The sequence below is a fragment of the Streptomyces lydicamycinicus genome (assembly GCF_000829715.2).
Taxonomy (GTDB): domain Bacteria; phylum Actinomycetota; class Actinomycetes; order Streptomycetales; family Streptomycetaceae; genus Streptomyces; species Streptomyces lydicamycinicus.
This window is the reverse complement of the sequence record NZ_BBNO01000009.1, coordinates 1-24132: the sequence shown is the minus strand read 5'-3', so window position 1 is coordinate 24132 and position 24132 is coordinate 1. Positions and strand designations below refer to the sequence as shown.

The window sequence follows — 24132 nt, the reverse complement described above, 5'->3', positions numbered from 1 at the left end:
AACGACGAGGGTGACGCCATGAGCGCGGGTAGCCGGCTCCTCGTGCAGAGATGCGCGCCCCGCGGGCGCGGCGAGGTTGCGTCATGAGCGAGCAGGACGGCCGGGCGGCGCGGGACCGGGAGGCGGCCCGCTGGTTCGACGACGACGCGGGCCCGGTCGTCCGGCCGTACGCCATGACGCGCGGGCGCACCCGTACGGCGGCGGAGGGGCGCCTCGACCTGATCGCGCTGGTGATCGCCGAGAGCCGCGCGGAGGAGGCCGTCGACGACCAGATGCTCTCGCCCGAGCATGTCGAGATCGTCGCGCTGTGCCGGCAGGAGCCGCTGTCGGTCGCCGAGCTGGCGGCCGAACTCGATCTGCCGGTCGGCGTCGTACGGGTCCTGATCGGGGATCTGCTGGATGCGGAGCTGGTCCACGTCAGCCGGCCGGTGCCACCCGCCGAGCTGCCGGACGAGAAGGTGCTGCGCGAGGTGATCGAGGGCCTGCGCGCGCTGTGATCCGCCGGGCGGCTCAGCCGTCGTCGTCCGGTTTCCGCTTCCGCGGCGGCGGCCACTGCTCGACGACGGCGCCCGGATCCAGCCGGGAGAGCGCCTCCGCCAGTTGTGCGCAGACCCGGCGGATCTCCTCATGGGTGTTGCGCCGCTCGGTGACCACCGCCGCGAGCAGCAGCGCGGTCAGCGCGGTGATCCCGTTGAAGGCCTGGAGGGTGGCCATGTTCGTGAGCAGCTCGTGCCGGGCGAACGGCCCCCATGCCTCGGCGGCCGCGACGATCGCGATCGTCGAGACGAGCAGCGCACACGGGGCGGCACCCGCCCGCTGGAAGCGGAACGCGGCCCAGATCAGACACGGCGAGACGAGATAGAGCAGATTCACCGGACTGCTCACGGCCAGCAGGGTGACCGTGCAGGTGCAGGCCACCAGCAGCGCCGCCTCCAGCCACCGGAGCGGACGGATCCGCTCTCTCAGCGGCCATCGGGCGGCGCTGAGGAGAAGCAGCACCGGCGTGATCACCAGCACGCCCATCGCGTCGCCGGTCCACCACACCGCCCACGTCGGCCAGAATTCCCCCGCCGGCAGCGCGCCGGAGAGCACCAGGGCGCCGCTGCCGATGGTCGCGCTCACCAGCATCCCGGTCAGCGCGCCGAGGAACACCAGCGCGACGGCGTCCCGCAGCCGGTCCAGCTCGACGCGGAACCCCGCCCGGCGCAGCAGCCGGTAGGCGAGCAGCGGACCGAGCGTGTTGCCCGCGACGATCGCGAGGACCACGGCCGGCGACGGGCCCAGCGACACATTGACCAGGAAGGCGCCGAGCGCGATCCCCGGCCAGATGCGCGGCCCGAGCAGCAGCAGCGCGGTCAGCGCGATACCGGTCGGCGGCCACAGCGGGGTGACCTGCCCGCGGACCAGCTCCTGGAGCAGCCCGAGCTCGGCGCTGCCGTAGTAGACGGCGGCGACGCCGAGGATCCACGCGGCGGTGGCGCCATGACGCCCGAGCCACTCCGTGTGCCTCACCAGACCTCCACTCGTTGCCGGGCCGCCGGACCGCCGCTAGGTGTAGGGACCGCCGCTGTGGCGCAGGACGAGTACGGCGGCGTCATCGCGGTGCCCGGTCAGATCGGCCACCGCGATCACCTCGCCGGCCAGCTCATCGGCGTCCGCGTCGTACGCCGCGCCGACCAGCGCGGCCACCCGCGCCAGCCCCTTCTCGAGCGGGTAGGTCGGCCCTTCCACCACCCCGTCGGTGATCAGCACGAACGCTCCCGCCTGCGGCAGCCGGCGGCGGGTGACCGGGTACGTCGCGTCGGGAAAGAGGCCCAGCGGCAGGCCCCCCGGGTCCTGGATCACCTGCGCGCCCTCGGCGGTGCCCCAGATCGCCGGTACATGCCCGGCACGGGCGGCGGCCAGCTCCGCGGCGACCGGGTCGAAGCGCAGAAAGGTGCAGGTCGTCAGCAGATCGGAGCGCATCGACACCAGCAGGTCGTTGGCCCGGCCCAGCACGTCGCCGGGGTCGGTGGTGGCGCCCGCTATGGCGCGCAGGCCGGTGCGGACCATGCCCATGAAGGCGGCGGCCTCGACGTCATGGCCCTGGACGTCGCCGATGGCGAAGCCGAGCGAGCCGTCCGGCAGCACAAAGGCGTCGTACCAGTCGCCCCCGATGTCCAGGCCCGTCTGCGCCGGTACGTACCGGGCCGCGGTCTGGAGGCCCGGCAGTCCCGGCAGCTCGGGCGGAAGCATGTGCCGCTGGAGTTCCACGGCCAGCGCCACCCGTGCCTGCTGGAGCTTGATCCGTGCCATCACCTGGCCGGTGAGGTGGCCGAGGCGGCGCAGCAGCTCGTCGGGCGGCGGGGTCGGGGTGGTGTGGCGTTGCTCCATCCAGCACTTCCGCTCCGGAAAGGCCCCCCGGTACGGCGACACGCTGCTGGGTTTCAGATTACCGCCGCCGGGTGGGGTCTTGACGGCCGAGCCGTGGCCCGGGGGAGGGGCGCCCGGCCCGCCCCGGCCCTGGCGGGAGAGGTTTGTTGAGCAACGCTCAATGGCGCGGTACGGTGCCTATTGAGCAGCTGTCAACAGAAGGAGATCCGCCGCCATGGCCCCGGACGCGACCCCGGCACCCTTCGACCACCTGGAGATCCAGGTTGGCCCGCACACCTACGACGCCCTGGCCTGCGGGCCCACCGACGGAGAGTTCGTCCTGCTGCTGCACGGCTGGCCCGAATTCGCCGACTCGTGGAGCGCCGTGCTCACCGCCCTGGGCGCGGCCGGCTACCGCGCCGTCGCCGTCGACCAGCGAGGCTACTCCCCACGCGCCCGCCCGCCCCGGATCGCCGACTACGCCGTGCCCGAACTCGTCGCCGACGCCCTCGCCTTCGCCGATTCCCAGGGCGCGGGCCGCTTCCACCTGGTCTCGCACGACTGGGGCGGCATGGTCGCCTGGGCGCTGGCCGGCGCCCACCCCGAGCGGCTGAAGTCCCTGACCGTGCTGGCCACTCCGCACCCGGACGCGCTCAACCGCGCCGCCGCCGAGGACCCCACCCAGCACCACATGCTCGACTACGTCCGCTTCTTCCGCAGCGGTGAGGGCGCCGCGGAAGCCGCCCTGCTCGCCGACGACGCCGCCCGGCTGCGCGCCGCGTACGGCGGCAAGGTGCCCGCCACCCTGGTGGACGACAACGTCCGCCGGCTCTCCGCGCCGGGCGCGCTCCCCGCCACGCTGAACTGGTACCGCGCCCCCGAGTCGGTGATCTCGGTACCGGCCGGCCGGATCACCGTCCCCACCCTCTTCCTGTGGGGCAGCGAGGACGTCGCCCTGGGCCGTGGCGCGGCCGAGTCGACGGGGGAGTGGGTGGACGGCCCGTACCGCTTCGAAGCCCTGGAGGGGGCCAGCCACTGGCTGCCCGAAGAGGCCCCCGGCCTCGTCCTGCCGCCGATCCTGGCGCACCTCGGCCAGTACGTCTGACACCGTGGCGGGCCGGGACACCGCGGCCGTCCCGGCCCCCCGCCGCCGTAAACTGCGGGCATGTCCGGCAAGCGAACCACCCGCCTCACGCCCGACCAGCGCAGGGAGCAGCTGGTCGGCATCGGTCTGGAGATGCTCGCCGACCGCTCCCTGGACGAGCTTTCGACCGACGAGGTCGCCCGCCGGGCCGGTATCTCCCGCGGGCTGCTCTTCCACTACTTCGACTCCAAGCGCGACTTCTACCGCGCGGTGGTCCGCGCCGCCTGCGACCGCTTCACCGCCGCGACGGAACCGGACGGCTCGCTGGAGCCGGTCGCCTGGATGCGGTCCTTCATCGCCGGCTTCGTGGCCTACGTCCTGGAACACCGTCAGGTGTATCTCGCCCTGGTACGGGGCGCCGCCGGCAGCCACCCCGCCGTCACCGACATCGTCGGCGCGACCCGGGAGACCCTCGCCCGCAGGGTGCGTGACGGCCAGCGGCGGCTCGGTATGCCGGACGCCCCGCGGCTCGCACTGGCCTCCCGTGCCTGGATGGCGTTCGCCGAGGAGGCGGTCATCAACTGGCCCGCCGAGGAGCCCGGTGCGCAGGAGGAGCTCTGCGCGTTCATCGAATCCAGCTTCGTGAGCGTGCTGGGACTGCTCGACCGGCCCGGCGTCCTCAGCCCACGCTGACCGCCCGCGGCTCCGCGCCCCTGCCTCCATCGCCCATTTGGGCAGGTTGGCAACCTCTGCCCCACGGCGTGTCCCGAGCGTGACACATCTCAAGTGGGCGCCGTGCTGAGCACGTTGTACCGTTCCCTTGCACCTGCTGCCCCGTGCGCCGAGGCTCGGGATCAAGCGTGAGCTCCACCCGTATACACGGCAATTCAGGAGAAGAATCCCATGGCCTTCGGGCGTTCCGATCGCCGCCGACGGTCCGCCGCCGTCGAACCGGTGACGCTCAAGATCCTGGTCGCGGGCGGCTTCGGGGTCGGTAAGACCACCCTGGTCGGCGCCGTCAGCGAGATCAAACCGCTGCGTACCGAGGAACGGCTCACCGAGGCGGGCCGGCCGGTCGACGACCTCGACGGGGTGGAGGCCAAGACCACCACCACCGTCGCGATGGACTTCGGACGGATCACCGTCAACGAGGAACTGGTCCTCTATCTCTTCGGCACCCCGGGCCAGGACCGCTTCTGGTTCCTGTGGGACGAGCTGGCGCGCGGGGCGCTCGGCGCGGTGGTCCTCGCCGACACCCGCCGGCTCGCCGACAGCTTCTCCGCGATCGACTACTTCGAGCGGCGCGGCCTGCCCTTCACCGTCGCCGTCAACTGCTTCGACGGCGCCGATCGCTATGCGCCGGAGGCCGTACGGGACGCCCTGGACCTCGACCCCCAGGTGCCGGTGATGCTGTGCGACGCCCGGCTCAAGGACTCCGCACGGGATGTGCTGATCTCCGTCGTCGAGCATGCGATGCGGACCGGCACCCGCCGGCGGGAGCCCGCGCTGCCCTGACAGGACGGAAAGTACGGCCGGTACCCGCCGTCCGGGCACCGGCCGTACGTCTTGGTCCCGCCGCGCTACGAGGCCGCCGAGCCGTCCTCGGCCAGCCAGCCGAAGCTCCGCTCCACGGCCTTGCGCCAGTTGGCGAACTCACGGTCGCGGGCCGCCCCGTCCATCCGCGGCGTCCACTCCGTGTCCCGCTGCCAGTGGCTCCGCAGCTCGTCCAGGTCCTGCCAGACACCGGTCGCGAGTCCGGCCGCGTACGCCGCCCCCAGACAGGTGGTCTCCGAGATCACCGGACGGATCACCGGCACCCCCAGCACATCCGCCTGATGCTGCATCAGCAGCTGGTTGGCGGTCATCCCGCCGTCGACCTTCAGCTGGGTGATCCGCACACCCGAGTCCTGGTACATGGCGTCCACCACTTCCCGGGTCTGCCAGCTGGTCGCCTCCAGGACGGCGCGCGCCAGATGCGCCTTGGTGACGAAGCCGGTCAGACCGGTGATGACCCCGCGGGCGTCGGAGCGCCAATACGGTGCGAACAGACCGGAGAACGCCGGCACGACATACGCCCCGCCGTTGTCCGGGACGCTCGCCGCCAGCGCCTCGATCTCGTCGGCCGAGGCGATGAGGCCCAGCTGATCGCGGAACCACTGCACCAGGGCGCCGGTGATGGCGATGGACCCCTCCAGGCAGTAGACGGGAGCCTCCCCGCCGAGCTGGTAGCCCATGGTCGTCAGCAGCCCGTTCTTGGACGCGACCGGTCGGTTGCCGGTGTTCAGCAGCAGGAACGAGCCGGTGCCGTAGGTGTTCTTGGCCTCGCCGACGCCGTAGCAGGTCTGGCCGAAGACGGCCGCCTGCTGGTCGCCGAGCGCGGACGCCACCGGCACCCCGTGCAGCTGGCCCACGGCCGTGCCGTACACCTCCGACGACGACCTGATCTCCGGCAGTATCGCGGCCGGCACATCCATCGCCGACAGGATCGCCGGATCCCACTGGAGAGTGGACAGGTTCATCAGCATCGTGCGGCCCGCGTTGGTCACATCCGTGACATGCACCCCGCCGTCGGTGCCACCGGTCAGATTCCAGATCAGCCAGGAGTCGATGGTGCCGAAGGCGATCTCCCCGCGCTCGGCACGGGCCCGCAGCCCCGGCACCTCATCCAGCAGCCAGGCGGCCTTCGGCCCGGAGAAGTAGCTGGCCAGCGGCAGTCCGGTGGCCTCACGGAAGCGGTCCTGGCCGTCCGCGCCGCCCAGCTCCGCGCACAGCTGAGAGGTGCGGGTGTCCTGCCAGACGATCGCATGGTGCACCGGCCGGCCGGTGGCCCGGTCCCACAGAACCGTGGTCTCCCGCTGGTTGGTGATGCCCAGGGCGCTGAGCTGGTCCGCGCGCAGCCCCGCCTTCGCGAGCGCGCCCGCCACCACCGCCTGCACCTTCGACCAGATCTCGGTGGCGTCATGCTCCACCCAGCCCGGCTTGGGGAAGATCTGCCGGTGCTCGCGCTGGTCGACGGCGACGATCGCCCCGCCGTGGTCGAAGATGATGCAGCGGCTCGACGTGGTGCCCTGATCGATCGCGGCTACATATTTCCCGGTCTTCCCGGTTCGCTCCGTCATGCCGTCACGCCTCCTGAAGTCCTGGTGAGTGGGTGCAGCGGGGCTCGGGCCGGTCCCGGTGGCCACGCCCCGGCCGGGTCAGAACGCCGCGTTGAAGACCAGACCGGAGAGCACCGCGCCGATCAGCGGACCGGCCACCGGTATCCAGGAGTAACTCCAGTCGGAGGAACCCTTGTTGGGGATCGGCAGCAGGGCGTGCACCAGACGCGGGCCGAGGTCCCGGGCGGGGTTGATGGCATAGCCGGTGGGCCCGCCCAGCGACAGCCCGATGCCGACGACCAGCAGCGCGACGAGCAGCACATTGATCCCGGAGCCATAGATCCCGGCCTGCTCGCCGGGGACCTGGCCGATGCCGATGCCCTTGTTCTGACCGAAGAACAGCAGCGGCAGTACCAGCCCGATGGTCGCGATGATCTCGGTCACCAGGTTGGCGGCCGGCTTGCGTATCTCCGGGGCGGTGGAGAAGATCCCCAGCGTCGGCTGGGCCTTGCTCTGCTCGGCGTTGGCGGCGAACTGCGCGTAGTACAGCGCCCAGGCCAGTACGGCTCCGATCACCGCGCCGACCATCTGCGCCAGGACGTACAGCGGCACCTTCGACCACTCGGTACCGCCCGCGACCGCCGAGCCCAGGGTCACCGCGGGGTTGAGATGCCCGCCGGACAGCGGCGCCGCGGTGTAGGCGCCGGCCAGTACGGCCATGCCCCAGCCGAAGGCGATCACGACCCAGCCGGCGTTCTTCGCCTTGGAATGGTGCAGGGTGACGGCGGCGCAGACACCCGCGCCGAAGAGAATGAGTATCGCGGTGCCGATCACTTCACCGACGACGATGTCCCCATTGGAATACATGGCGGCTCCTTGTCCCTCGCCCGGGGACGTCCCCCCGGTCCTCCGTGCAGGGTGCGTGCCACCGGCGGGCAGCGGACAGCCGCTGCCACCGGGCCGTGGTGCCTGAGTACGGCAGTGCCGACTGGCATCCGGAAGTGTTCACCGGTGCTGAAGGGGCGTCAAGGTCGCGTACCACAGGGGATGTTGATGCGTACGGACCACTGCCGCACGAGCCACCCGCGACGTGCGGGCAAGGGCGTCAGCAACGTCAGCTCAGCCGCCCGTGCGCGACCGCACTCACCGCACCGCCACCACCGCCGACCCGTGCCCGAACAATCCCTGGTTGGCGGTCACCCCCACCCGGGCACCGGCCACCTGACGGCCGCCCGCCTGCCCCCGCAACTGCCAGGTCAGCTCACACACCTGGGCGATGGCCTGGGCCGGCACCGCCTCGCCGAACGAGCTCAGACCGCCGCTGGCATTCACCGGCAGCCGCCCGCCGAGCGACGTCGCCCCGTCCCGCAGCAGCCCGGCACCCTCACCGGCGCCGCACAGCCCCAGATCCTCGTACCACTCCAGCTCCAGAGCGGTGGACAGGTCGTAGACCTCGGCCAGCGAGAGGTCCTCGGGGCCGATCCCGGCCTCCTCGTAGGCGGTGAGCGCGATCGAGGCCCGGAAGCCGGCTGCGGGCTCCGGCACGGCGGCCGCGGAGTCGGTGGCGATGTCCGGCAGGTCCAGCACGGTGCGTGGGTAGTGCGGGGTGGCCGTGGAGACCGCGCGGATCCGCACCGGATCCGTCACGCCGTGCCGCCGTGCGAAGTCCATGCTGGTCAGGACGAGTGCGGCGGCGCCGTCGGAGGTGGCGCAGATATCCAGCAGCCGCAGCGGATCGGCGACCATGGCCGAGGCCGCGACCTCCTGTGCGGTGACCGGTTTGCGGTAGCGGGCGTACGGATTGGCCGCGCCGGCCGCCGCGTTCTTCACCTTCACCTGCGCGAAGTCGTCGGCCGTGTCGCCGTACAGTGCCATCCGGCGGCGTGCGTAGAGCCCGAAGTACGCCGGGTTGGTGGCGCCCAGCACCCGGAACCGCAGCCAGTCCGGATCGTCGGGCCGGTCACCGCCCGCCGGGGTGAAGAAGCCCTTGGGCGCGGCGTCGGCGCCGACCACCAGGGCCACGTCCGCCAGGCCCGAGAGGATCTGCGCCCGCGCGGTGTTGATGGCCTGGGCGCCGGAGGCACAGGCCGCGTAGACGCTGGTCACCCGGGCGCCCTGCCAGCCCAGGGCCTTGGCGAAGGTCGCGCCCGCCACATACCCGGGGTAGCCGCCGCGGACGGTGGCCGCCCCGACCACGCTCTGCACGGCACACCAGTCGAGCCCGGCGTCCGCGAGCGCCGCCCGCGCCGCCTTGGTGCCGTACTCGACGAAGCTGCGCCCCCATTTACCCCAGGGGTGCATGCCGGCGCCGAGTATGGCCACGTCGCCACCACTCGCACTGCTTCCGCTCGCCGACCCTGGGGCGGGGCACACTTGGGGCCGCCTATCTACCCGCCGCCCACCCACGGACTTATTTTTTTCCCCGCCGCCCACCCCCCTTCGGGGGGTGGGCGGGTGTGGAGGTGAGGTTTCCCCACCCCCGGCCCTGTCACCAGCCCCACCAACCCCACCAGCCCTACCTTTCGCCCCCACAGGCCGCCAGTGCCACGTAGTCCAGCTGTGCGCGTCGTCCTCGTCGAGGACCCCGGGCACCAACTCGACCCGGGTGCCCACGGCCAGGTCCGCGGGGCCGACGCCCGGTGCGGCCTGCCCGAGGACCACCATCCGCTCCGCCGCCAGCTCCACGGCGACCAGGGCGTACGGCTGCCACTCGGTGTCCGGGTCGGAGGCATACGGGGCGGGCGGGCGATAGCGCGCATCGGTGTACGACCAGACGGTGCCGTGCCGTGACAGCGGCACCTCCACCAGCTCGTCGCCCCCGCATACGGGATTGCGGCAGAAGGCGTCCTCGCGGGGGAAGAACACCGCGCCGCAGGCCCGGCACCGCGTACCCAGCAGCCGGAAGTCCGCCGCGTCCTGATCGAACCACCCCGGCACCGCCGGCTTCCGCGTACGTGTCACGGACCCTCCCCAAGCACAGACCGGGAACAGCGGACCGGGAACAGCTGGCCGGCAACGGCGAGCCGACGACAGCAGGGCAGCGGACCTTCAGCCGGCAATCCCGGAACGCAGAACTGACGGAACGTCAGAAGTGTGGCACGGTGCCGCCCGGCACGGAACCCCGGTACAGTCCGGGCGATCACGCCGTTCACGCCGTTCACGAGGGGGAGCGCCCGTGACCGAAGCCGCCCGCACCGCCGCCCGGCCCGCCCGCACGGCCGCCGCGCCCGCCGTACGGCTCACCGCCGTCCGCAAGGAGTTCGGCCCCGTATGCGCCGTCGACCACGCCGAACTCACCATCCACCAGGGCGAGTTCTTCTCCCTCCTCGGCCCCTCCGGCTCCGGCAAGACCACCCTGCTGCGGCTGATCGCCGGCTTCGAGCGGCCCACCTCGGGCCGTATCGAACTCGCCGGCCGCGAGGTCACCGCACTCCCGGCCGCCCGGCGCGACGTGCACACCGTCTTCCAGGACTATGCGCTCTTCCCGCACATGACCGTCGAACAGAACGTCGCCTACGCGCTGACCGTCGCCGGGGTGCGCAAGCCCGAACGCCTCGCCCGCGCCCGCGAGGCCCTGCGCACCGTCCGGCTCGACGACCACGGGCCGCGCCGCCCGGCCGAGCTCTCCGGCGGCCAGCGCCAGCGCGTCGCCCTGGCCCGCGCCCTGATCGACGGCCCCGGACTGCTGTTGCTCGACGAGCCCCTCGGCGCGCTCGATCTCCAGCTGCGCCAGGAGATGCAGCGCGAACTCCAGCGCATCCAGCGCGCCACCGGCGTCACCTTCCTCCTCGTCACCCATGACCAGGAGGAGGCGCTGACCCTCAGCGACCGCCTGGCCGTCCTCGACCGTGGCCGGATCGAGCAGACCGGCCCGCCGCTGGAGATCTACGAGCGCCCGGCCACCGCCTTCGTCGCGGGATTCGTCGGCACCACCAACCTGCTGAGCGGCCCGGCTGCGGTCCGTGTCGTCGGCGCCCCGGGCACCTACAGCATCCGCCCCGAGCGGATCCGGATCGCCGCTCCCGACGGCCCGGACGGCACGCCGGGGCCGGGGGAGCGGAGCGTGCCCGGCCGGATCACCGAGATCGTGCACTCCGGAGCCCATCTGCGCTGCGTGATCCGCCTCGACGGCGGCGACGACCGGCTCACCGCACTGCGGCTGAACTCCGGGCCGCTCCCGCCGGCGGTCCGTCCGGGCGCCGCCGTGCACCTGCTGTGGAGCGTCGACGACGCGTCCGCGGTGCCCGGCTGAACGGTCGTCGGGCACCACACCGGCGGATCCGCCGCGCGAGGCGCTCTGGTGGCAGACGGTCAGCTTCCGGATACTGGCGGTGCTCGACAGTCGTGTGCGACAGCAGGAGTTCACCATGCGCAACGCGAATCCGTGGAAGGCCGCTGTGGCGGCCGGAGTACTGCTGCTGGCCGTCGCCTGCGGTTCCGGCGGCGGAGGGACGGGCGGCGGGGGAGCCGCCGAGCAGAAGAGCGTCGGCAAGGGCGAGGGCCGGGTCGACCTCATCGCCTGGGCCGGATACGCCGAGGACGGCTCCAACGATCCCCGGGCCGACTGGGTGCACCCCTTCGAGAAACAGACCGGCTGCAAGGTCAACACCAAGATCGCCGGGACCTCCGACGAGATGGTCTCGCTGATGAAGACCGGGCAGTACGACACCGTGTCCGCATCCGGCGATGCCACCCTGCGGCTGATCGCCGCGGGGGACGTGGCGCCGGTCAACACCCGTCTGGTCCCGAACTACCGTGACGTCTTCAGCGGTCTCAAGATGCGCCCGTTCAACTCCAAGGACGGGAAGATGTACGGCATTCCACACGGCCGCGGCGCCAATCTGCTGATGTACCGCACCGACAAGGTCTCCCCGGCCCCCGACTCCTGGAAGGCCGTCTTCGACGGCGCCCCGAAGTACTCGGGCAAGGTCACGGCCTATGACTCCCCGATCTACATCGCCGACGCCGCCCTCTACCTCATGAAGACCCGCCCCTCGCTCGGCATCAAGGACCCCTACGCCCTCGACCGCACCCAGCTCGACGCCGCCGTCGCCCTGCTGAAGAAGCAGCGGCAGCAGATCGGCGAATACTGGAGCGACTACCAGAAGGAGGTCACGGCCTTCAAGGGCGGCGACAGCGTCATCGGCACCACCTGGCAGGTCATCGCCAACACCGCCACCGCGCAGAAGGCCCCCGTCAAGGCCGTCCTCCCCAAGGAGGGGGCGACCGGCTGGTCCGACACCTGGATGGTCTCCGCCAAGGCCGCCCACCCCAACTGCGCCTACAAGTGGCTCAACTGGATCGTCTCACCCAAGGTGAACGCCCAGGTCGCCGAGTACTTCGGCGAGGCACCCGCCAACGCCAGGGCCTGCCGGGAGACCGCCGACCCCCACCACTGCGCCGTCTACCACGCCGACGACGAGGCCTACTACCGCCGCGTCCACTTCTGGACCACCCCCGTCCCGCAGTGCCTCGACGGCCGGAAGAACGTCACCTGCACCGACTATGCGCAATGGACCCGCGCCTGGACGGAGATCAAGGGCTGAGCAGGGGGAACCGGTGTCCGTCACGAAAGGCGAGCCGGGCGCCCGGACCCGGCTCGCCGCACTCCTCGCCCCGCCCCTCCTCTGGCTGATCCTCGCCTACCTCGGCTCCCTCGCCGTCCTCCTCCTCTCGGCCTTCTGGACCACCGACCCCTTCACCTCGGACGTCGAGCACTCCTTCACCGCCGACAACTTCCGGGAGATCCTCACCGACCCCGTGTACCGCACCGTCGCCCTGCGCACGCTCGGCATCGCCGTCGTCGTCACGCTCCTCGACGCCCTGCTCGCGCTGCCCATGGCCTTCTTCATGGCGTGGGTGGCGACCGGCCGGCTGCGCCGTGCCCTGCTGGTGGCCGTGCTCACCCCGCTGTGGGCCGGCTATCTGGTCAAGGCGTACGCCTGGCGGGTGATGCTCGGCGAGCACGGGATCGTCAATGCGGCGCTCGCCCCGCTGGGTCTGCACGGACCCGGATACGGCACGACCGCCGTCGTGATCGTGCTCGCCTACCTCTGGCTGCCGTACATGATCCTGCCCCTGCACGCGGCCCTGGAGCGGCTGCCCGCCCACCACCTGGAGGCGTCCGCCGACCTCGGTGCGGGCACCCTGCGCACCCTGCGCTCCGTCGTCGCCCCGGCCGTCCGCCCGGCGCTCCTGGCCGGCTCCGTCTTCACCTTCTCGCTCAGCCTCGGCGACTACCTCACCGTGCAGATCGTCGGCGGCCGCACCCAGCTGCTGGGCAATGTCATCGCCTCGCAGGTCACCCTCGATCTGCCGCTCGCCGCCGCGCTCTCCGCGGTCCCCGTCGTCCTCGTCGTCTGCTACCTCGCCGCTGTCCGCCGGGCCGGCGCACTCGATTCGCTCTGACCGGTCCCGCAGGAGGCAGCCCGATGCATCTCACCCGCACCGCCCGCATCGTCCTCGGCTGTGTCACGGCCGCCGGCCTGGCCCTGATCTACCTCCCGCTGCTTCTGGTCCTGCTCAACTCCCTCAACGCCGACCCCTCCTTCGCCTGGCCGCCCGCGGCGCTGACCGGCGAGTGGTGGCGGCGCGCCCTGCACAGCGCGGGCGCCCGCGACGCGCTGTGGACCTCCCTCCAGGCGGGCCTCGGCGCCACCGCCCTCGCCCTGGTCCTCGGCTCGCTCGCCGCGTTCGCCGTACACCGCCACCGCTTCTTCGGCCGGCAGACCGTCTCGTTCCTGATCGTGCTGCCGCTCGCGCTGCCCGGCATCGTCACCGGCATCGCCCTCAACGCCGCGTTCCGCACCGTCCTGACGCCGCTGGGCATCGGCTTCGGCCTGTTCACGGTCGTCGTCGGCCATGCGACCTTCTGCGTCGTCATCGTCTTCAACAACGTCGCCGCCCGGCTCCGCCGGATCGGCCCGTCACTGGCCGAGGCCTCCGCCGACCTGGGCGCCCGCCCCTGGCAGACCCTGCGCCACGTCACCTTCCCGGCGCTGCGGCCCGCGCTGTTCGCCGGGGCCCTGCTGGCCTTCGCGCTCTCCTTCGACGAGGTCGTGGTGACCACCTTCACGGCGGGCGCGGGCACCCGGACCCTCCCGATCTGGATCTACGAGAACCTGGCCCGCCCGCACCAGGCCCCCGTCGTCGATGTGGTGGCCACGCTGCTGATCGCCCTGTCCGTCCTCCCCGTCCGGGCAGCTCAGCGGCTCTCCTCGGACCCGGCCGGCGGCCGCCTCTGAGTGCACCGGCGGGACGGGGGATATCAGCCGAACGGACGACTTCGCAGCCTTCCGGCAACCGGACGCGGCCGGCCCGCGTCCCTCACAGCAGGGTTCGGGCACGGGATCCACGGGGGTGATCCCGTGCCTGGATCGTCGTTCACGGAGCCGTACGGTCCCCCGGTGGCCGGCAAAGTCGCCCGACGGCTCACTGCACGGGAAAGTCGAAGTACGTGTCCGGAAAGGTCTCCGGGGTGAAGGTGAAGTGCCACCACTCCTCCGGGAGATTCACGAACCCGGCCCGCTCCAGCCCCTGCTTGAGCAGCAGCCGGTTCGCCCGCTGCCGCCCGTGGACGCGCGGGTCGAGGGTGTGCGCGAGCGTGTCGAAGCAGTCGAAGCCGGTCCCCATGTCGAGAGAGTTGTCCGGGAACCGTCCGGCCTTCGGCCCGTAACAGGACGTCAGCGGCTCGCCCGGCACATACGGGCGGGTCGGCGCGGCCGGCAGCCGCACCAGCGTCACATCGAGCGTACTGCCCCTGCTGTGCCCGGACTTGGCCGCGATATAGCCGTCGTCGAACAGCTTCGACTTGTCCTCCCGCGGATAGAACTCGGCCTTCATCCGCTGGTCGCCGAGGTCCTTGGCCCACCGCACGAAGTGGTCCACGGCGCGCTGCGGCCGATAGCAGTCGTACACCTTGAGCGTCAGCCCGCGCCGGAGGAAGGAGCGCTGGGCCCGGTGCAGGGCCCGTGCGGCGTCCCGCGTCAGCAGACATACCGGCCTGCGGTAGCCGTCCACCGGCACACCCATGAAGTTGTGCGGGGAGGGGTAGCGCATCTCCTGGATGATCGTGGGGTCCACCTCGCGCAGCGCGACGAACTCCTTCGGCATCCCGGCCGACGGCACCGGCCGGCCGGTGGCCCCCGCGACGGCGGGCGACGGCACCACGGTGACGGTCAGCAGGGCGGCGGCAGCGACGGCCAGGCCGCGCAGCGCGGCAGCAAGTCTCGGCATGGCCCCCCATTTACCAGGCGCCGCAGCCGGAGGGAAGCCCCCGCCTACCCCGGCCGCTACCCGTCCGTCAGCCCCCGCACCCGCACCGGATACCCCACCGCGCCCCCGTCCCGCCGCTCCACGACCACCCGGCCGCCCGCGCGTCGCGAGGTGAAGCGCTCCACCGTCGGACGCTGCCAGCCGTCGCCGGCGTCCGGCACCACCAGACCGCTGCCCCCGCGCCCGGCGACCGGCGCCCACACCTCCAGCTCGGTCCCGCCGTCCGCCCCCGCCACCGGCAGCACCGCACCGGCCCGCGCCAACACCGGAATCCGCGACAGCGGCGCCTCCACCCACACCTGCCCGGGACCGTCGTACGCCCGCCCGGTGGCGGTGTCGTACCACCGGCCGCGCGGCAGTCGCACCGGCCGCCGGGTCACCCCCGCCGCCAGCGCCGGTGCCACCAGCAGCGCATCCCCCAGCAGAAACGCGTCCTCGCAGTCCCGTAGTGCCCGGTCCCGCGGCGCGCTCCACCACAGCGGCCGGACATACGGCGCCCCGGTCAGCCGCGCCAACTGCCCCAGCGTCTCGAAGTACGGCAGCAGCCGCTGCCGCTCACGCAGCGCCGTACGGGCATGACCGAGCACCTCGCTCCCGTATTCCCAGGGCTCCCGCCGCCCCGCCCCGATTGCCGAATGGGTACGGAACAGCGGCAGATAGGCGCCCAGTTGGAACCACCGCAGATACAGCTCGGGGCACGGCACCCCGGAGTACCCGCCGATATCGGGACCGCTGTACGGGACCCCGCACAGCCCCAGCCCCAGCACCAGCGACAGTGACGCCCGCAGCCCCGGCCAGCCCGTCGCCACATCGCCCGACCAGCTGCCGCCGTAGCGCTGCATCCCGGCCCAGCCCGACCGCGAGAAGAGGAACGGCCGCTCGTACGGCCGCAGTTCACACAGCCCCTCGAAGCCGGCCCGGGCCATCGCCAGGCCGTAGATGTTGTGCGCCTCCCGGTGGTCGCCGCCCCGCCCCTCCAGCGCATGCCGTGCCGAGCGCGGCAGGGTCCGTTCCCCGAACGCGGCGAAGGAGACCGGCTCGTTCATGTCGTGCCAGAACCCCGCGAAGCCCTGTGCCAGCCGCTCCGCGTACAGCGCACCCCACCACTTGCGCACCCGCGCATCGGTGAAGTCGGGGTACACCGACTCACCCGGCCACACCACCCCGCGCACCTCACGCCCCCGCGCGTCCCGTACGAAGGCGTCCGCCGCCACCCCGCCCTCGTACACCGCGTCCCCCGGCTCCGCCTTCACCGCCGGATCCACGATCGACACCAGCCGCACCCCGTCCGCGCGCAACTCCCGCGCCAGCCCCGGAAGGTCCGGATAACGCTGCCGGTCGACCGTGAACACCCGGTGCCGGTCGTAATGGTCGATGTCCAAATGGACGGCGGACAACGGAAGTTCGCGCTCCTGGTAGCCGGCGACCACCCGGCGCACCTCGGTCTCCCCGCTGAAACCCCAACGGGCATGCTGATACCCCAGCGCCCACTGCGGAGGCAGCGCGGGCGCACCGGTCAGCGCCGTCCAGACCTGAAGCACCCGGGCCGGGGACCCCGCCAGCACCCAGTAGCGCAGCGGCCCGCCGTCCATCCGCAGCTCACAGGTGCCCGGCCGGTCATGACCCGAGCCCGCCCCCTCCGTGCCCTCGTGCAGCGTGACCCGGCCGTCCCAGGAATTGTCGTGAAAGACCAGATGCGTACCGGCGTCCGCCACCACCAGCTGCACCGGCATCGTCAGCGACAGCGGATCGTCGCCCGGCCCGAACGTGCCGCCCGGATCGGTGTTCCACAGTCGGTACGCCCCGTCCCGCAGGCGTGGCCCGTGCGCCCGGCCGCCCAGCCCGAAGAAGCGGGCATCGGCTGCCACCTCCGACCGCTGCACCCAGCGCGAGCCGCCGCACCCCTCCGGCCGTCCGGCGCGCTCGTCCGCTCCCTCGTCACCCGTCCGGTCCCACCAGCGCGGCGGCAACTCCCGCCGCAGCACCGCCCCGCCGGGCGTCCGCACTTCCACGGCGCCGTGCCGGGACACCACCACCAGCACCCGCTCGGAGACCACCCGCCAGCCGCCCTCCGTATCGGGCTCCAGCACCGCCCGCGCATCCACTTCGGGACACGCCCCGGCCAGCAGCGCGTACGACGGCTCCGGCTCGGCACCGTCCCAGCCGCAGAACACCGCCCCGCCCGCGGCCACCCGCACCCGCAGCGACGACCGTGCGAAGTGGATCATCCCGCCGCCCGGTTGGGGCTCCGCGCTCAGCGCCGCCCCCGGGACCCGCGCCCGTTCCGCGCCGCGCCCCGGCAGCGCCTGTGCATCCGCTCTCCGCGCCCGCCACGCCGAGCGCACGGACCGCAGCCCCTGCGCCGGCCCGACCGCCCTGATCATCCGTACCGACCGCACCAGATCCCGCCCGTCCATGCCGGTCAGCCTGCCATTGACGGGCAGGTGCGGGGGAACCGTTCAACTGCCGTTCACCTGCGCGGGGTCACGCTCGGCCACCCTCAGCCCAAGACGTGTCCGCAAAGTCCCGCCGCCCCCGGAGGACCGGGCTTACGGCGTCCCCCCAGGGCCACGCCCCCGAATGGCCGAATCCTGCCGGGGCCCGCCGCCCGCCCCGCGCTCACATGGCGGCACCACATCGGCCACCCACCGAATGTGGGGAGTCCACCCTGGTGCACAAGTCGATCACATGGCATCGTCCAGGCAAGCCGTGTCACGCGCACACGCCCACCCATTGGGCAGGGGGACCCCCACCGCTGTGCGCGCCCGACGCCCACCACGCGTATCGCCCGGGAGCCGCATGATGACCACCGCACCGCAGTCCGCCCACCAGCCGGAACCGCTCTGGCAACCAGGCCCGGACCGCATCGCCGGCGCACAGGTCACCCGCTTCCACACCTGGGCGGCCGCGCACCACGGCGCACCCGCCCCCACCCCCGGCGACCCCGCGCGGAGCTACGCCGACCTGCACCACTGGTCCGTCCGCGACCTCCCCGCCTTCTGGCAGGCCACCGCCGAGTGGTTCGACGTCCGCTTCGCCACCCCGTACGAGACCGTCCTCGCCGACCGCACGATGCCCGGCGCCCGCTGGTTCCCCGGCGCCACCCTCAACTACGCCGAGCACGCCCTGCGCGCCGCCGAGGACCCGGCCCGCGCCGACGCCCCCGCGCTGCTCCATGTCGACGAGACCCATGAGCCCACGCCCGTCACCTGGACGGAGCTGCGCGCCCAGGTCGGCTCACTGGCCGCCGAACTCCGCCGCCTCGGCGTCCGCCCCGGCGACCGCGTCAGCGCCTACGTCCCCAACATCCCGCAGGCCGTCGTCGCGCTCCTCGCCACCGCCGCGGTCGGCGCCGTATGGACCTCCTGCGCCCCCGACTTCGGCGCCCGCAGCGTGCTGGACCGCTTCCAGCAGATCGAACCGGTCGTGCTGTTCACCGTCGACGGCTACCACTACGGCGGCAAGGAACACGACCGCCGCGACACCGTCGCCGAACTGCGCAACGAACTGCCCACCCTGCGCGCCGTGGTCCACATCCCGCTGCTCGGCACCCCCGCCCCCGAAGGCGCCGTGAACTGGTCGGATCTGACCTCGAACGACATCGAACCGGTCTTCGAACAGGTCCCCTTCGACCACCCGCTGTGGGTCCTGTATTCCTCCGGTACCACCGGCCTGCCCAAGGCCATCGTCCAGTCCCAGGGCGGCATCCTGCTCGAACACCTCAAGCAGACCGGCCTGCACTGCGACCTCGGCCCCGACGACCGGTTCTTCTGGTACACCTCCACCGGCTGGATGATGTGGAACTTCCTCGTCGCCGGCCTCCTGGTGGGCTCCACGATCGTGCTCTACGACGGCAGCCCCGGCCACCCCGACATCTCGGCCCAGTGGCGGGTCGCCGAAACCACCCGCGCCACCGTCTTCGGCACCTCGGCCGCCTACGTCATGGCCTGCCGCAAGGCAGGCATCCACCCGGCCCGCGACCTCGACCTCTCCGCCATCACCTGCGTCGCGACGACCGGCTCCCCGCTCCCGCCGGACGGCTTCCGCTGGCTGCACGACTGCTTCGCGGAGGGCGGCACCGACCTGTGGACCGCCTCCGTCAGCGGCGGCACCGACGTCTGCAGCTGCTTCGCCGGCGCCGTCCCCACCCTCCCCGTCCACATCGGCGAACTCCAGGCCCCCTGCCTCGGCACCGACCTGCAAGCCTGGGACCCGCAGGGCAAACCGGTCATCGACGAAGTCGGCGAACTCGTCGTCACCAACCCCATGCCGTCCATGCCCACCCGTTTCTGGAACGACCCCGACGGCACCCGCTACCACGACAGCTACTTCGACATGTACCCCGGAGTCTGGCGGCACGGCGACTGGATCACCGTCACCCCCCGCGGCAGCGTCGTCATCCACGGCCGCTCCGACTCCACCCTCAACCGCCAAGGCGTCCGGATGGGCTCCGCCGACATCTACGAGGCGGTCGAACGGCTCCCCGAGATCCGCGAGTCCCTCGTCATCGGCCTGGAACTCCCCGACGGCGGCTACTGGATGCCGCTCTTCGTCCACCTCGCCCCCGGCGCCACTCTCGACGACGCCCTCCGCGACCGCATCAAGCGCACCATCCGCGAACAGCTCTCCCCGCGGCACGTACCCGACGACATCATCGAAGCCCCCGGCGTCCCGCACACCCTCACCGGCAAGCGCATCGAGGTCCCGGTCAAACGCCTCCTCCAGGGCACCCCCCTCGACAAGGCCGTCAATCCCGGCTCCGTCGACAACCTCGAACTGCTCCGCTTCTACGAGCGGGTGGCCCGCGACCGCGCCACCGACCGTACGCAGTAAGCCCGCCCGGCGCCGGACCGCCGAAGGCCCGCACGGCCTCCGGTCCGGCGCCCGGCCGCATTGTCAGACCCCTCGATTACTCTCAGTGACAAGTGGTGTCCGGCCGGCCCACGCTCAGCGCCGGACGCATCTCACCAGGGGGAGTCATGACATCCACAGCCAAGTACACCGACCAGTCCGCCCGCCGCAAGCTCCGCCGCGAAGTCCCCAGCGCCGCCGCCGTCCTGGCCGACGAGCAGGACTTCCGCGCCATGAGCCGCTACCGCACCTTCCCGTTCGACGACCACCGCAGCTACCTCCAGCAGATGGAGAACCTGCTGCGCACCCTCGCCTCCCAGGGCGTGCTCACGACCCTCAGCCTCTTCGACCCGGTCGCCTACGAGAAATACTGCGCCGACCTCGCCCTCGATCCAGACCGCCCCGAGAGCCGCAGCCGCTACACCGCCGAAGTCGCCCGCACCGGCGCCACGTTGACCTACCAGGGCGAACCCCTGAACCGGCTGCTCCCGCTGCTCGTCGAGGAAGCCGACCGCCAGGCCACCTGGGACCACGCCTCCGCCGTCCTGGCCCGCGCCGGCGACTGCCCGGAGTGCGGCGAAGACCTCGCCCACGCCGCGTTCGCCCGCGCCACCCAAGCCCTCCAGCAGCTCCTCGAAGCCCTCGGCAGCGGCACCCACCACCTCGTCTGCTCCGTCGCGGCCGGAGACCCGTCCCTGCTGGCGGTGCTGCATGCCACCGCCCAGGAGGGCGCCCGCCCCCAGCTCGCAGAATCGGACACCCTCGTCTTCTGCACGGTCCTCGCCGCCGGCTTCGCCCTGCGCACCCCCGGCGGCATCGTCTCCCGCACCACCACCGGCCACGACACCACCGGCGACCCCGCCCACGACACGGTCCGCGGCTGGTCCTTCCGCGACTCCTGGCCCCGCGCCCTCAGCGCCGCCGAGGTCTTCACCGCCTACTGCACCGACGCCGACACCGGCGAGCCGATCCCACCCGAGCACGGCGTCGACTACGCCCCCGGCCTTCCCCTCACACCACCACCCGACCCCCACCACCACGGCTGACCGCCCCGCACACAGCAGCATGGCCGCCCCGCCACAAAGGGTGGGACGGCCATCAACGCTCCTGAGCGACGCACCGCGCCGCGCGAGCTCACTCCCCGGAGAGCACCGCCTGCGCGGCGGCCCGCGCATCGTCGGCGGTGTCCGCGGCACGCGCCGCGGCCGCCGCCCGCTCACACTGCGCCAGCGTGTGCTTCGACAGCGTCGAGCGCACATACGGAATCGACGCCGCACCCATCGAAAGGCTGGTGACACCGAGCCCCGTCAGCACACACGCCAACAGCGGATCGGAGGCCGCCTCACCACACACACCACAGCTCTTGCCCTCGGCCTTCGCGGCCTCGGCGGAAGCCGCCACGAGGTCCAGCAGCGCCGGCTGCCAGGGGTCCTGGAGCCGCGAGACGGCCCCGACCTGACGGTCCGCCGCGAAGGTGTACTGCGCCAGGTCATTGGTCCCCAGCGAAAGGAACTCGACCTCTTGCAGAATCGACCGCGCCCGCAGCGCCGCGGACGGAATCTCCACCATCGCCCCGAACTTCGCCTGGAGCCCGGCCTCCCGGCAGGCATCCGCGAACGCCTTGGCGTCGATCCGGTCCGCCACCATCGGCGCCATGACCTCAAGGTAGACCGGCAGCCCCTCGGCCGCCTTCGCCAGCGCCGTCAGCTGGGTACGCAGCACGTCGGGGTGGTCGAGCAGCGTCCGCAGACCCCGCACACCCAGCGCGGGGTTCGGCTCATCGGCAGGCGTCAGGAAGTCCAGCGGCTTGTCGGCACCGGCGTCGAGCACCCGCACCACGACCCGCCCCTCGGGGAAGGCCTCCAGCACCTTGCGGTACGCATCGACCTGCTTCTCCTCGGACGGTGCGTTCTTGCTGTCGTCCAGGAACAGGAATTCGGTACGGAACAGGCCCACACCCTCGGCCCCGGCCTCGACCGCCGCGGCCACATCACCGGGCCCGCCGACATTCGCCAGCAGCGGCACCTTGTGCCCGTCGGAGGTGGCACCCGGACCGGACGACGCCGCCAGCGCCGCCTTCCGCTCCGCCGCGGCCTGCTCCAGCGCCGCCCGCTTCTCGGCGTCCGGCTCCACGAAGACCTCACCGGTGCTGCCGTCGACGGCGATGACCGTGCCCTCGACGAGCTCACCCGCGCCGGGCAGCGCCACGATGGCCGGCACCCCCAGCGCCCGCGCGAGAATCGCGCTGTGGCTGGTCGGCCCGCCCTCCTCGGTCACGAACCCGAGCACCAGCGTCGGGTCGAGCAGCGCGGTGTCGGCCGGCGCCAGATCCCGAGCGATCAGCACATACGGCTCGTCGCTGTCCGGCACACCCGGCATCGGCACACCCAGCAGCCGCGCGACGATCCGGTTCCGCACGTCATCGAGGTCGGCCACCCGGCCCGCGAGGTACTCACCCGCACCCGCCAGCAGCGCCCGGTAGGCGGCGAACGCGTCATACACACCGCGCTCGGCGGTGCTGCCCACGGCGATCCGCCGCTCGACATCCGCCATCAGCTCGGGGTCCTGCGCCATCATGGCCTGTGCCTCCAGCACGGCCTGCGCCTCACCGCCCGCCAGGTTTCCCCGCGCCATCAGATCAGCAGCGACAGCCTCCACGGCCTGACGGGCACGCCCCTGTTCGCGCTCCGCCTCGTCCGCCGGAATCTGCTTGGCCGGCGGCTCGAGAACCGCCGTACCCATGTGCCGCACCTCGCCGATCGCCACACCGTGGCTGACGCCGACGCCTCGCAGCGTTGTCTCCATTGCACCCGTCTCCGGTTGATGCGACGGCCGCGGCCGCCGCGATGGATGTCGTACCTGCCGTGGGGCCGAGCCCCCGACTACTGCCAGGAGAAGAGCTGGTCGCCCGCCTTGACGTCGCCGTCCTCACGCACCTCGCCGAGCGAGTCCGCAGTGGCCTCCAGCGCGACGACCGGGCACACCGGCGACTTCCCGGCCTGCTCCACTGCCGCCGGGTTCCAGCGCACGACCTCCTGGCCGCGGGTCACGGTGTCGCCCTTGTTCACGAGCAGCTCGAAGCCCTCGCCATTGAGCTGCACGGTGTCGATACCGAGATGGGTGAGCACCCCGTGCCCCTCGGAGTCGACGACGACGAACGCGTGCGGGTGCAGCGATACAAGGACACCGTCCACGGGCGAAACAGCGGCGGACGGCTCACGCACCGGATCGATGGCGGTACCGGGACCCACCATCGATCCGGAGAACACCGGGTCGGGCACAGCCGCGAGTCCGATGGCGCGTCCGGCAAGAGGGGACGTCACGGTGGTCATGGGAAGCCTCCCAGGGGTGGAGATTCATCAGGCCGCCGTCACTACCTGTCCTGGACGGCGCACCGTTCAGAAGCGTAAGTCATAAGAACTGACGGTTCCGCATGAGAGACGCCGGTTGCCGTCCGCGAGTCCCGCTGAATCGATTTGCCTCGCCCACACCAGAGCTGTACTGTCTGACACCTGCCCCGGACAGCCAGGACGCAATCAACGCGTCGGGTTGAGGTGGGCGGCACTCCTAGCGTCTTGATCGCGACTCAAGAATTGCGCTTTCTGCATGCTTGCAGAAAAGCAGCGGTTCGAAAGCCGGAAAAGGACCTGATAGAGTGTGAAACACCGAAGGGAAGCGCCCGGAGAGCCCGGTACTGAGTCACCTCAGAACCGATAAGGCACAAAGGAAGCGTCCGTTCCTTGAGAACTCAACAGCGTGCCAAAAGTCAACGCCAGATATGTTGATACCCCGTCCACCGGAAACATTCCGGAGGATGAGGTTCCTTTGAAAAGCCCATCCCGCCCATGTGGTGCGGATGGCACACACAGCGAGGACGCTGTGAACGACCGGACCTATTCCGTCTGGTTGTTCCGCTCTCGTGTGTGTTTCACCCGCTGTTTTTAATTAAACGCAGTCGGGAAAACATTCACGGAGAGTTTGATCCTGGCTCAGGACGAACGCTGGCGGCGTGCTTAACACATGCAAGTCGAACGATGAACCTCCTTCGGGAGGGGATTAGTGGCGAACGGGTGAGTAACACGTGGGCAATCTGCCCTTCACTCTGGGACAAGCCCTGGAAACGGGGTCTAATACCGGATACGACCTCCGACCGCATGGTCTGGTGGTGGAAAGCTCCGGCGGTGAAGGATGAGCCCGCGGCCTATCAGCTTGTTGGTGGGGTGATGGCCTACCAAGGCGACGACGGGTAGCCGGCCTGAGAGGGCGACCGGCCACACTGGGACTGAGACACGGCCCAGACTCCTACGGGAGGCAGCAGTGGGGAATATTGCACAATGGGCGAAAGCCTGATGCAGCGACGCCGCGTGAGGGATGACGGCCTTCGGGTTGTAAACCTCTTTCAGCAGGGAAGAAGCGAGAGTGACGGTACCTGCAGAAGAAGCGCCGGCTAACTACGTGCCAGCAGCCGCGGTA

19 protein-coding genes, 1 rRNA gene and 1 pseudogene are annotated in these 24132 nt (G+C 71.7%); 11 read left to right on the top strand and 10 right to left on the bottom strand.

Going from position 1 to position 24132, the window contains the following annotated elements; translation table 11 throughout:
• Nucleotides 1-83 precede the first annotated feature (83 nt).
• A complete protein-coding gene (locus tag TU31_RS29475; protein WP_042160172.1) occupies nucleotides 84-497 on the top strand; it encodes a DUF742 domain-containing protein in 414 nt (137 codons plus the stop codon).
• Between the two features lie 13 nt (nucleotides 498-510).
• On the opposite strand, the gene TU31_RS29470 is transcribed toward TU31_RS29475, so the two are convergent.
• Complete coding sequence (locus TU31_RS29470) at nucleotides 511-1512, bottom strand: MASE1 domain-containing protein (protein WP_042160170.1); 1002 nt, start codon at nucleotides 1510-1512, stop codon at nucleotides 511-513.
• A 36-nt stretch (nucleotides 1513-1548) separates the two neighbouring features.
• Nucleotides 1549-2373, bottom strand: a complete 825-nt coding sequence (locus TU31_RS29465) for a PP2C family protein-serine/threonine phosphatase (RefSeq protein ID WP_042160168.1) — start codon at nucleotides 2371-2373, stop codon at nucleotides 1549-1551.
• Nucleotides 2374-2587: 214 nt separating this feature from the next.
• Between TU31_RS29465 and TU31_RS29460 the strand changes: the two genes are divergently transcribed.
• From TU31_RS29460 to TU31_RS29450, 3 genes are all read left to right on the top strand, one after another.
• Nucleotides 2588-3457 carry an alpha/beta fold hydrolase gene (locus TU31_RS29460; protein WP_042160165.1) on the top strand — a complete coding sequence of 290 codons (870 nt, stop codon included), beginning with the start codon at nucleotides 2588-2590 and terminating at the stop codon, nucleotides 3455-3457.
• A gap of 60 nt (nucleotides 3458-3517) precedes the next feature.
• Nucleotides 3518-4129 (top strand): TetR/AcrR family transcriptional regulator, encoded by a 612-nt coding sequence (locus tag TU31_RS29455; RefSeq protein ID WP_042160163.1) that lies wholly within the window; start codon nucleotides 3518-3520, stop codon nucleotides 4127-4129.
• A gap of 210 nt (nucleotides 4130-4339) precedes the next feature.
• Nucleotides 4340-4951: a GTP-binding protein gene (locus tag TU31_RS29450; protein WP_042160162.1), complete on the top strand. Its 612-nt coding sequence runs from the start codon at nucleotides 4340-4342 to the stop codon at nucleotides 4949-4951.
• A 65-nt stretch (nucleotides 4952-5016) separates the two neighbouring features.
• Here the strand turns inward: TU31_RS29450 and glpK are convergent, their stop codons facing one another.
• The 4 genes and pseudogenes from glpK to TU31_RS39415 form a co-directional block, all read right to left on the bottom strand.
• Nucleotides 5017-6555 (bottom strand): glycerol kinase GlpK, encoded by a 1539-nt coding sequence (gene glpK / locus TU31_RS29445; RefSeq protein ID WP_042160160.1) that lies wholly within the window; start codon nucleotides 6553-6555, stop codon nucleotides 5017-5019.
• A gap of 78 nt (nucleotides 6556-6633) precedes the next feature.
• Nucleotides 6634-7401, bottom strand: coding sequence for an MIP/aquaporin family protein (locus TU31_RS29440; RefSeq protein ID WP_042160158.1), 768 nt, complete (start codon nucleotides 7399-7401; stop codon nucleotides 6634-6636).
• A gap of 276 nt (nucleotides 7402-7677) precedes the next feature.
• Nucleotides 7678-8907 (bottom strand): lipid-transfer protein, encoded by a 1230-nt coding sequence (locus TU31_RS39420; protein WP_275451871.1) that lies wholly within the window; start codon nucleotides 8905-8907, stop codon nucleotides 7678-7680.
• A gap of 153 nt (nucleotides 8908-9060) precedes the next feature.
• A pseudogene (locus tag TU31_RS39415) lies at nucleotides 9061-9495 on the bottom strand (Zn-ribbon domain-containing OB-fold protein); the annotation flags it as partial.
• A gap of 214 nt (nucleotides 9496-9709) precedes the next feature.
• Here TU31_RS39415 and TU31_RS29425 point away from each other — a divergent pair.
• From TU31_RS29425 to TU31_RS29410, 4 genes are all read left to right on the top strand, one after another.
• The gene (locus TU31_RS29425; RefSeq protein WP_042160154.1) at nucleotides 9710-10786 is read left to right on the top strand and encodes an ABC transporter ATP-binding protein; all 1077 of its coding nucleotides are present in this window, start codon (nucleotides 9710-9712) and stop codon (nucleotides 10784-10786) included.
• Nucleotides 10787-10901: 115 nt separating this feature from the next.
• The gene (locus TU31_RS29420; RefSeq protein ID WP_042160151.1) at nucleotides 10902-12080 is read left to right on the top strand and encodes an ABC transporter substrate-binding protein; all 1179 of its coding nucleotides are present in this window, start codon (nucleotides 10902-10904) and stop codon (nucleotides 12078-12080) included.
• Nucleotides 12081-12093: 13 nt separating this feature from the next.
• Entirely contained in the window at nucleotides 12094-12942 is an 849-nt protein-coding gene (locus TU31_RS29415; RefSeq protein WP_042160149.1) for an ABC transporter permease, read from the top strand.
• 23 nt (nucleotides 12943-12965) lie between these two features.
• Entirely contained in the window at nucleotides 12966-13778 is an 813-nt protein-coding gene (locus TU31_RS29410; protein WP_042160147.1) for an ABC transporter permease, read from the top strand.
• Between the two features lie 187 nt (nucleotides 13779-13965).
• On the opposite strand, the gene TU31_RS29405 is transcribed toward TU31_RS29410, so the two are convergent.
• Together TU31_RS29405 and TU31_RS29400 are read right to left on the bottom strand one after the other, a co-directional pair.
• A complete protein-coding gene (locus tag TU31_RS29405) occupies nucleotides 13966-14769 on the bottom strand; it encodes a M15 family metallopeptidase (protein ID WP_042160145.1) in 804 nt (267 codons plus the stop codon).
• A 56-nt stretch (nucleotides 14770-14825) separates the two neighbouring features.
• Nucleotides 14826-17225 carry a glycoside hydrolase family 31 protein gene (locus TU31_RS29400; protein WP_042160143.1) on the bottom strand — a complete coding sequence of 800 codons (2400 nt, stop codon included), beginning with the start codon at nucleotides 17223-17225 and terminating at the stop codon, nucleotides 14826-14828.
• 385 nt (nucleotides 17226-17610) lie between these two features.
• Between TU31_RS29400 and TU31_RS29395 the strand changes: the two genes are divergently transcribed.
• Together TU31_RS29395 and TU31_RS29390 are read left to right on the top strand one after the other, a co-directional pair.
• Nucleotides 17611-19641 (top strand): acetoacetate--CoA ligase, encoded by a 2031-nt coding sequence (locus tag TU31_RS29395; protein ID WP_042160141.1) that lies wholly within the window; start codon nucleotides 17611-17613, stop codon nucleotides 19639-19641.
• A 146-nt stretch (nucleotides 19642-19787) separates the two neighbouring features.
• Nucleotides 19788-20705, top strand: coding sequence for a DUF8829 domain-containing protein (locus TU31_RS29390; RefSeq protein ID WP_042160139.1), 918 nt, complete (start codon nucleotides 19788-19790; stop codon nucleotides 20703-20705).
• 88 nt (nucleotides 20706-20793) lie between these two features.
• Here TU31_RS29390 and ptsP read toward each other — a convergent pair whose 3' ends face one another.
• Both ptsP and TU31_RS29380 read right to left on the bottom strand, forming a co-directional pair.
• Entirely contained in the window at nucleotides 20794-22464 is a 1671-nt protein-coding gene (gene ptsP / locus TU31_RS29385) for a phosphoenolpyruvate--protein phosphotransferase (protein ID WP_042160136.1), read from the bottom strand.
• 77 nt (nucleotides 22465-22541) lie between these two features.
• Nucleotides 22542-22991 (bottom strand): PTS sugar transporter subunit IIA, encoded by a 450-nt coding sequence (locus TU31_RS29380; protein WP_042160135.1) that lies wholly within the window; start codon nucleotides 22989-22991, stop codon nucleotides 22542-22544.
• Nucleotides 22992-23625: 634 nt separating this feature from the next.
• Here TU31_RS29380 and TU31_RS29375 point away from each other — a divergent pair.
• Nucleotides 23626-24132 (top strand): 16S ribosomal RNA (locus TU31_RS29375); the annotation flags it as partial.

Coding starts and splice junctions, on each gene's coding strand:
- TU31_RS29475 (WP_042160172.1), top strand. CDS start 84: ATGAGCGAGCAGGACGGCCGGGCGGCGCGGGACCGGGAGGCGGCCCGC.
- TU31_RS29465 (WP_042160168.1), bottom strand. CDS start 2,373: ATGGAGCAACGCCACACCACCCCGACCCCGCCGCCCGACGAGCTGCTG.
- TU31_RS29460 (WP_042160165.1), top strand. CDS start 2,588: ATGGCCCCGGACGCGACCCCGGCACCCTTCGACCACCTGGAGATCCAG.
- TU31_RS29455 (WP_042160163.1), top strand. CDS start 3,518: ATGTCCGGCAAGCGAACCACCCGCCTCACGCCCGACCAGCGCAGGGAG.
- TU31_RS29450 (WP_042160162.1), top strand. CDS start 4,340: ATGGCCTTCGGGCGTTCCGATCGCCGCCGACGGTCCGCCGCCGTCGAA.
- glpK (WP_042160160.1), bottom strand. CDS start 6,555: ATGACGGAGCGAACCGGGAAGACCGGGAAATATGTAGCCGCGATCGAT.
- TU31_RS29440 (WP_042160158.1), bottom strand. CDS start 7,401: ATGTATTCCAATGGGGACATCGTCGTCGGTGAAGTGATCGGCACCGCG.
- TU31_RS29420 (WP_042160151.1), top strand. CDS start 10,902: ATGCGCAACGCGAATCCGTGGAAGGCCGCTGTGGCGGCCGGAGTACTG.
- TU31_RS29410 (WP_042160147.1), top strand. CDS start 12,966: ATGCATCTCACCCGCACCGCCCGCATCGTCCTCGGCTGTGTCACGGCC.
- TU31_RS29405 (WP_042160145.1), bottom strand. CDS start 14,769: ATGCCGAGACTTGCTGCCGCGCTGCGCGGCCTGGCCGTCGCTGCCGCC.
- TU31_RS29400 (WP_042160143.1), bottom strand. CDS start 17,225: ATGGACGGGCGGGATCTGGTGCGGTCGGTACGGATGATCAGGGCGGTC.
- TU31_RS29395 (WP_042160141.1), top strand. CDS start 17,611: ATGACCACCGCACCGCAGTCCGCCCACCAGCCGGAACCGCTCTGGCAA.
- TU31_RS29390 (WP_042160139.1), top strand. CDS start 19,788: ATGACATCCACAGCCAAGTACACCGACCAGTCCGCCCGCCGCAAGCTC.
- ptsP (WP_042160136.1), bottom strand. CDS start 22,464: ATGGAGACAACGCTGCGAGGCGTCGGCGTCAGCCACGGTGTGGCGATC.
- TU31_RS29380 (WP_042160135.1), bottom strand. CDS start 22,991: ATGACCACCGTGACGTCCCCTCTTGCCGGACGCGCCATCGGACTCGCG.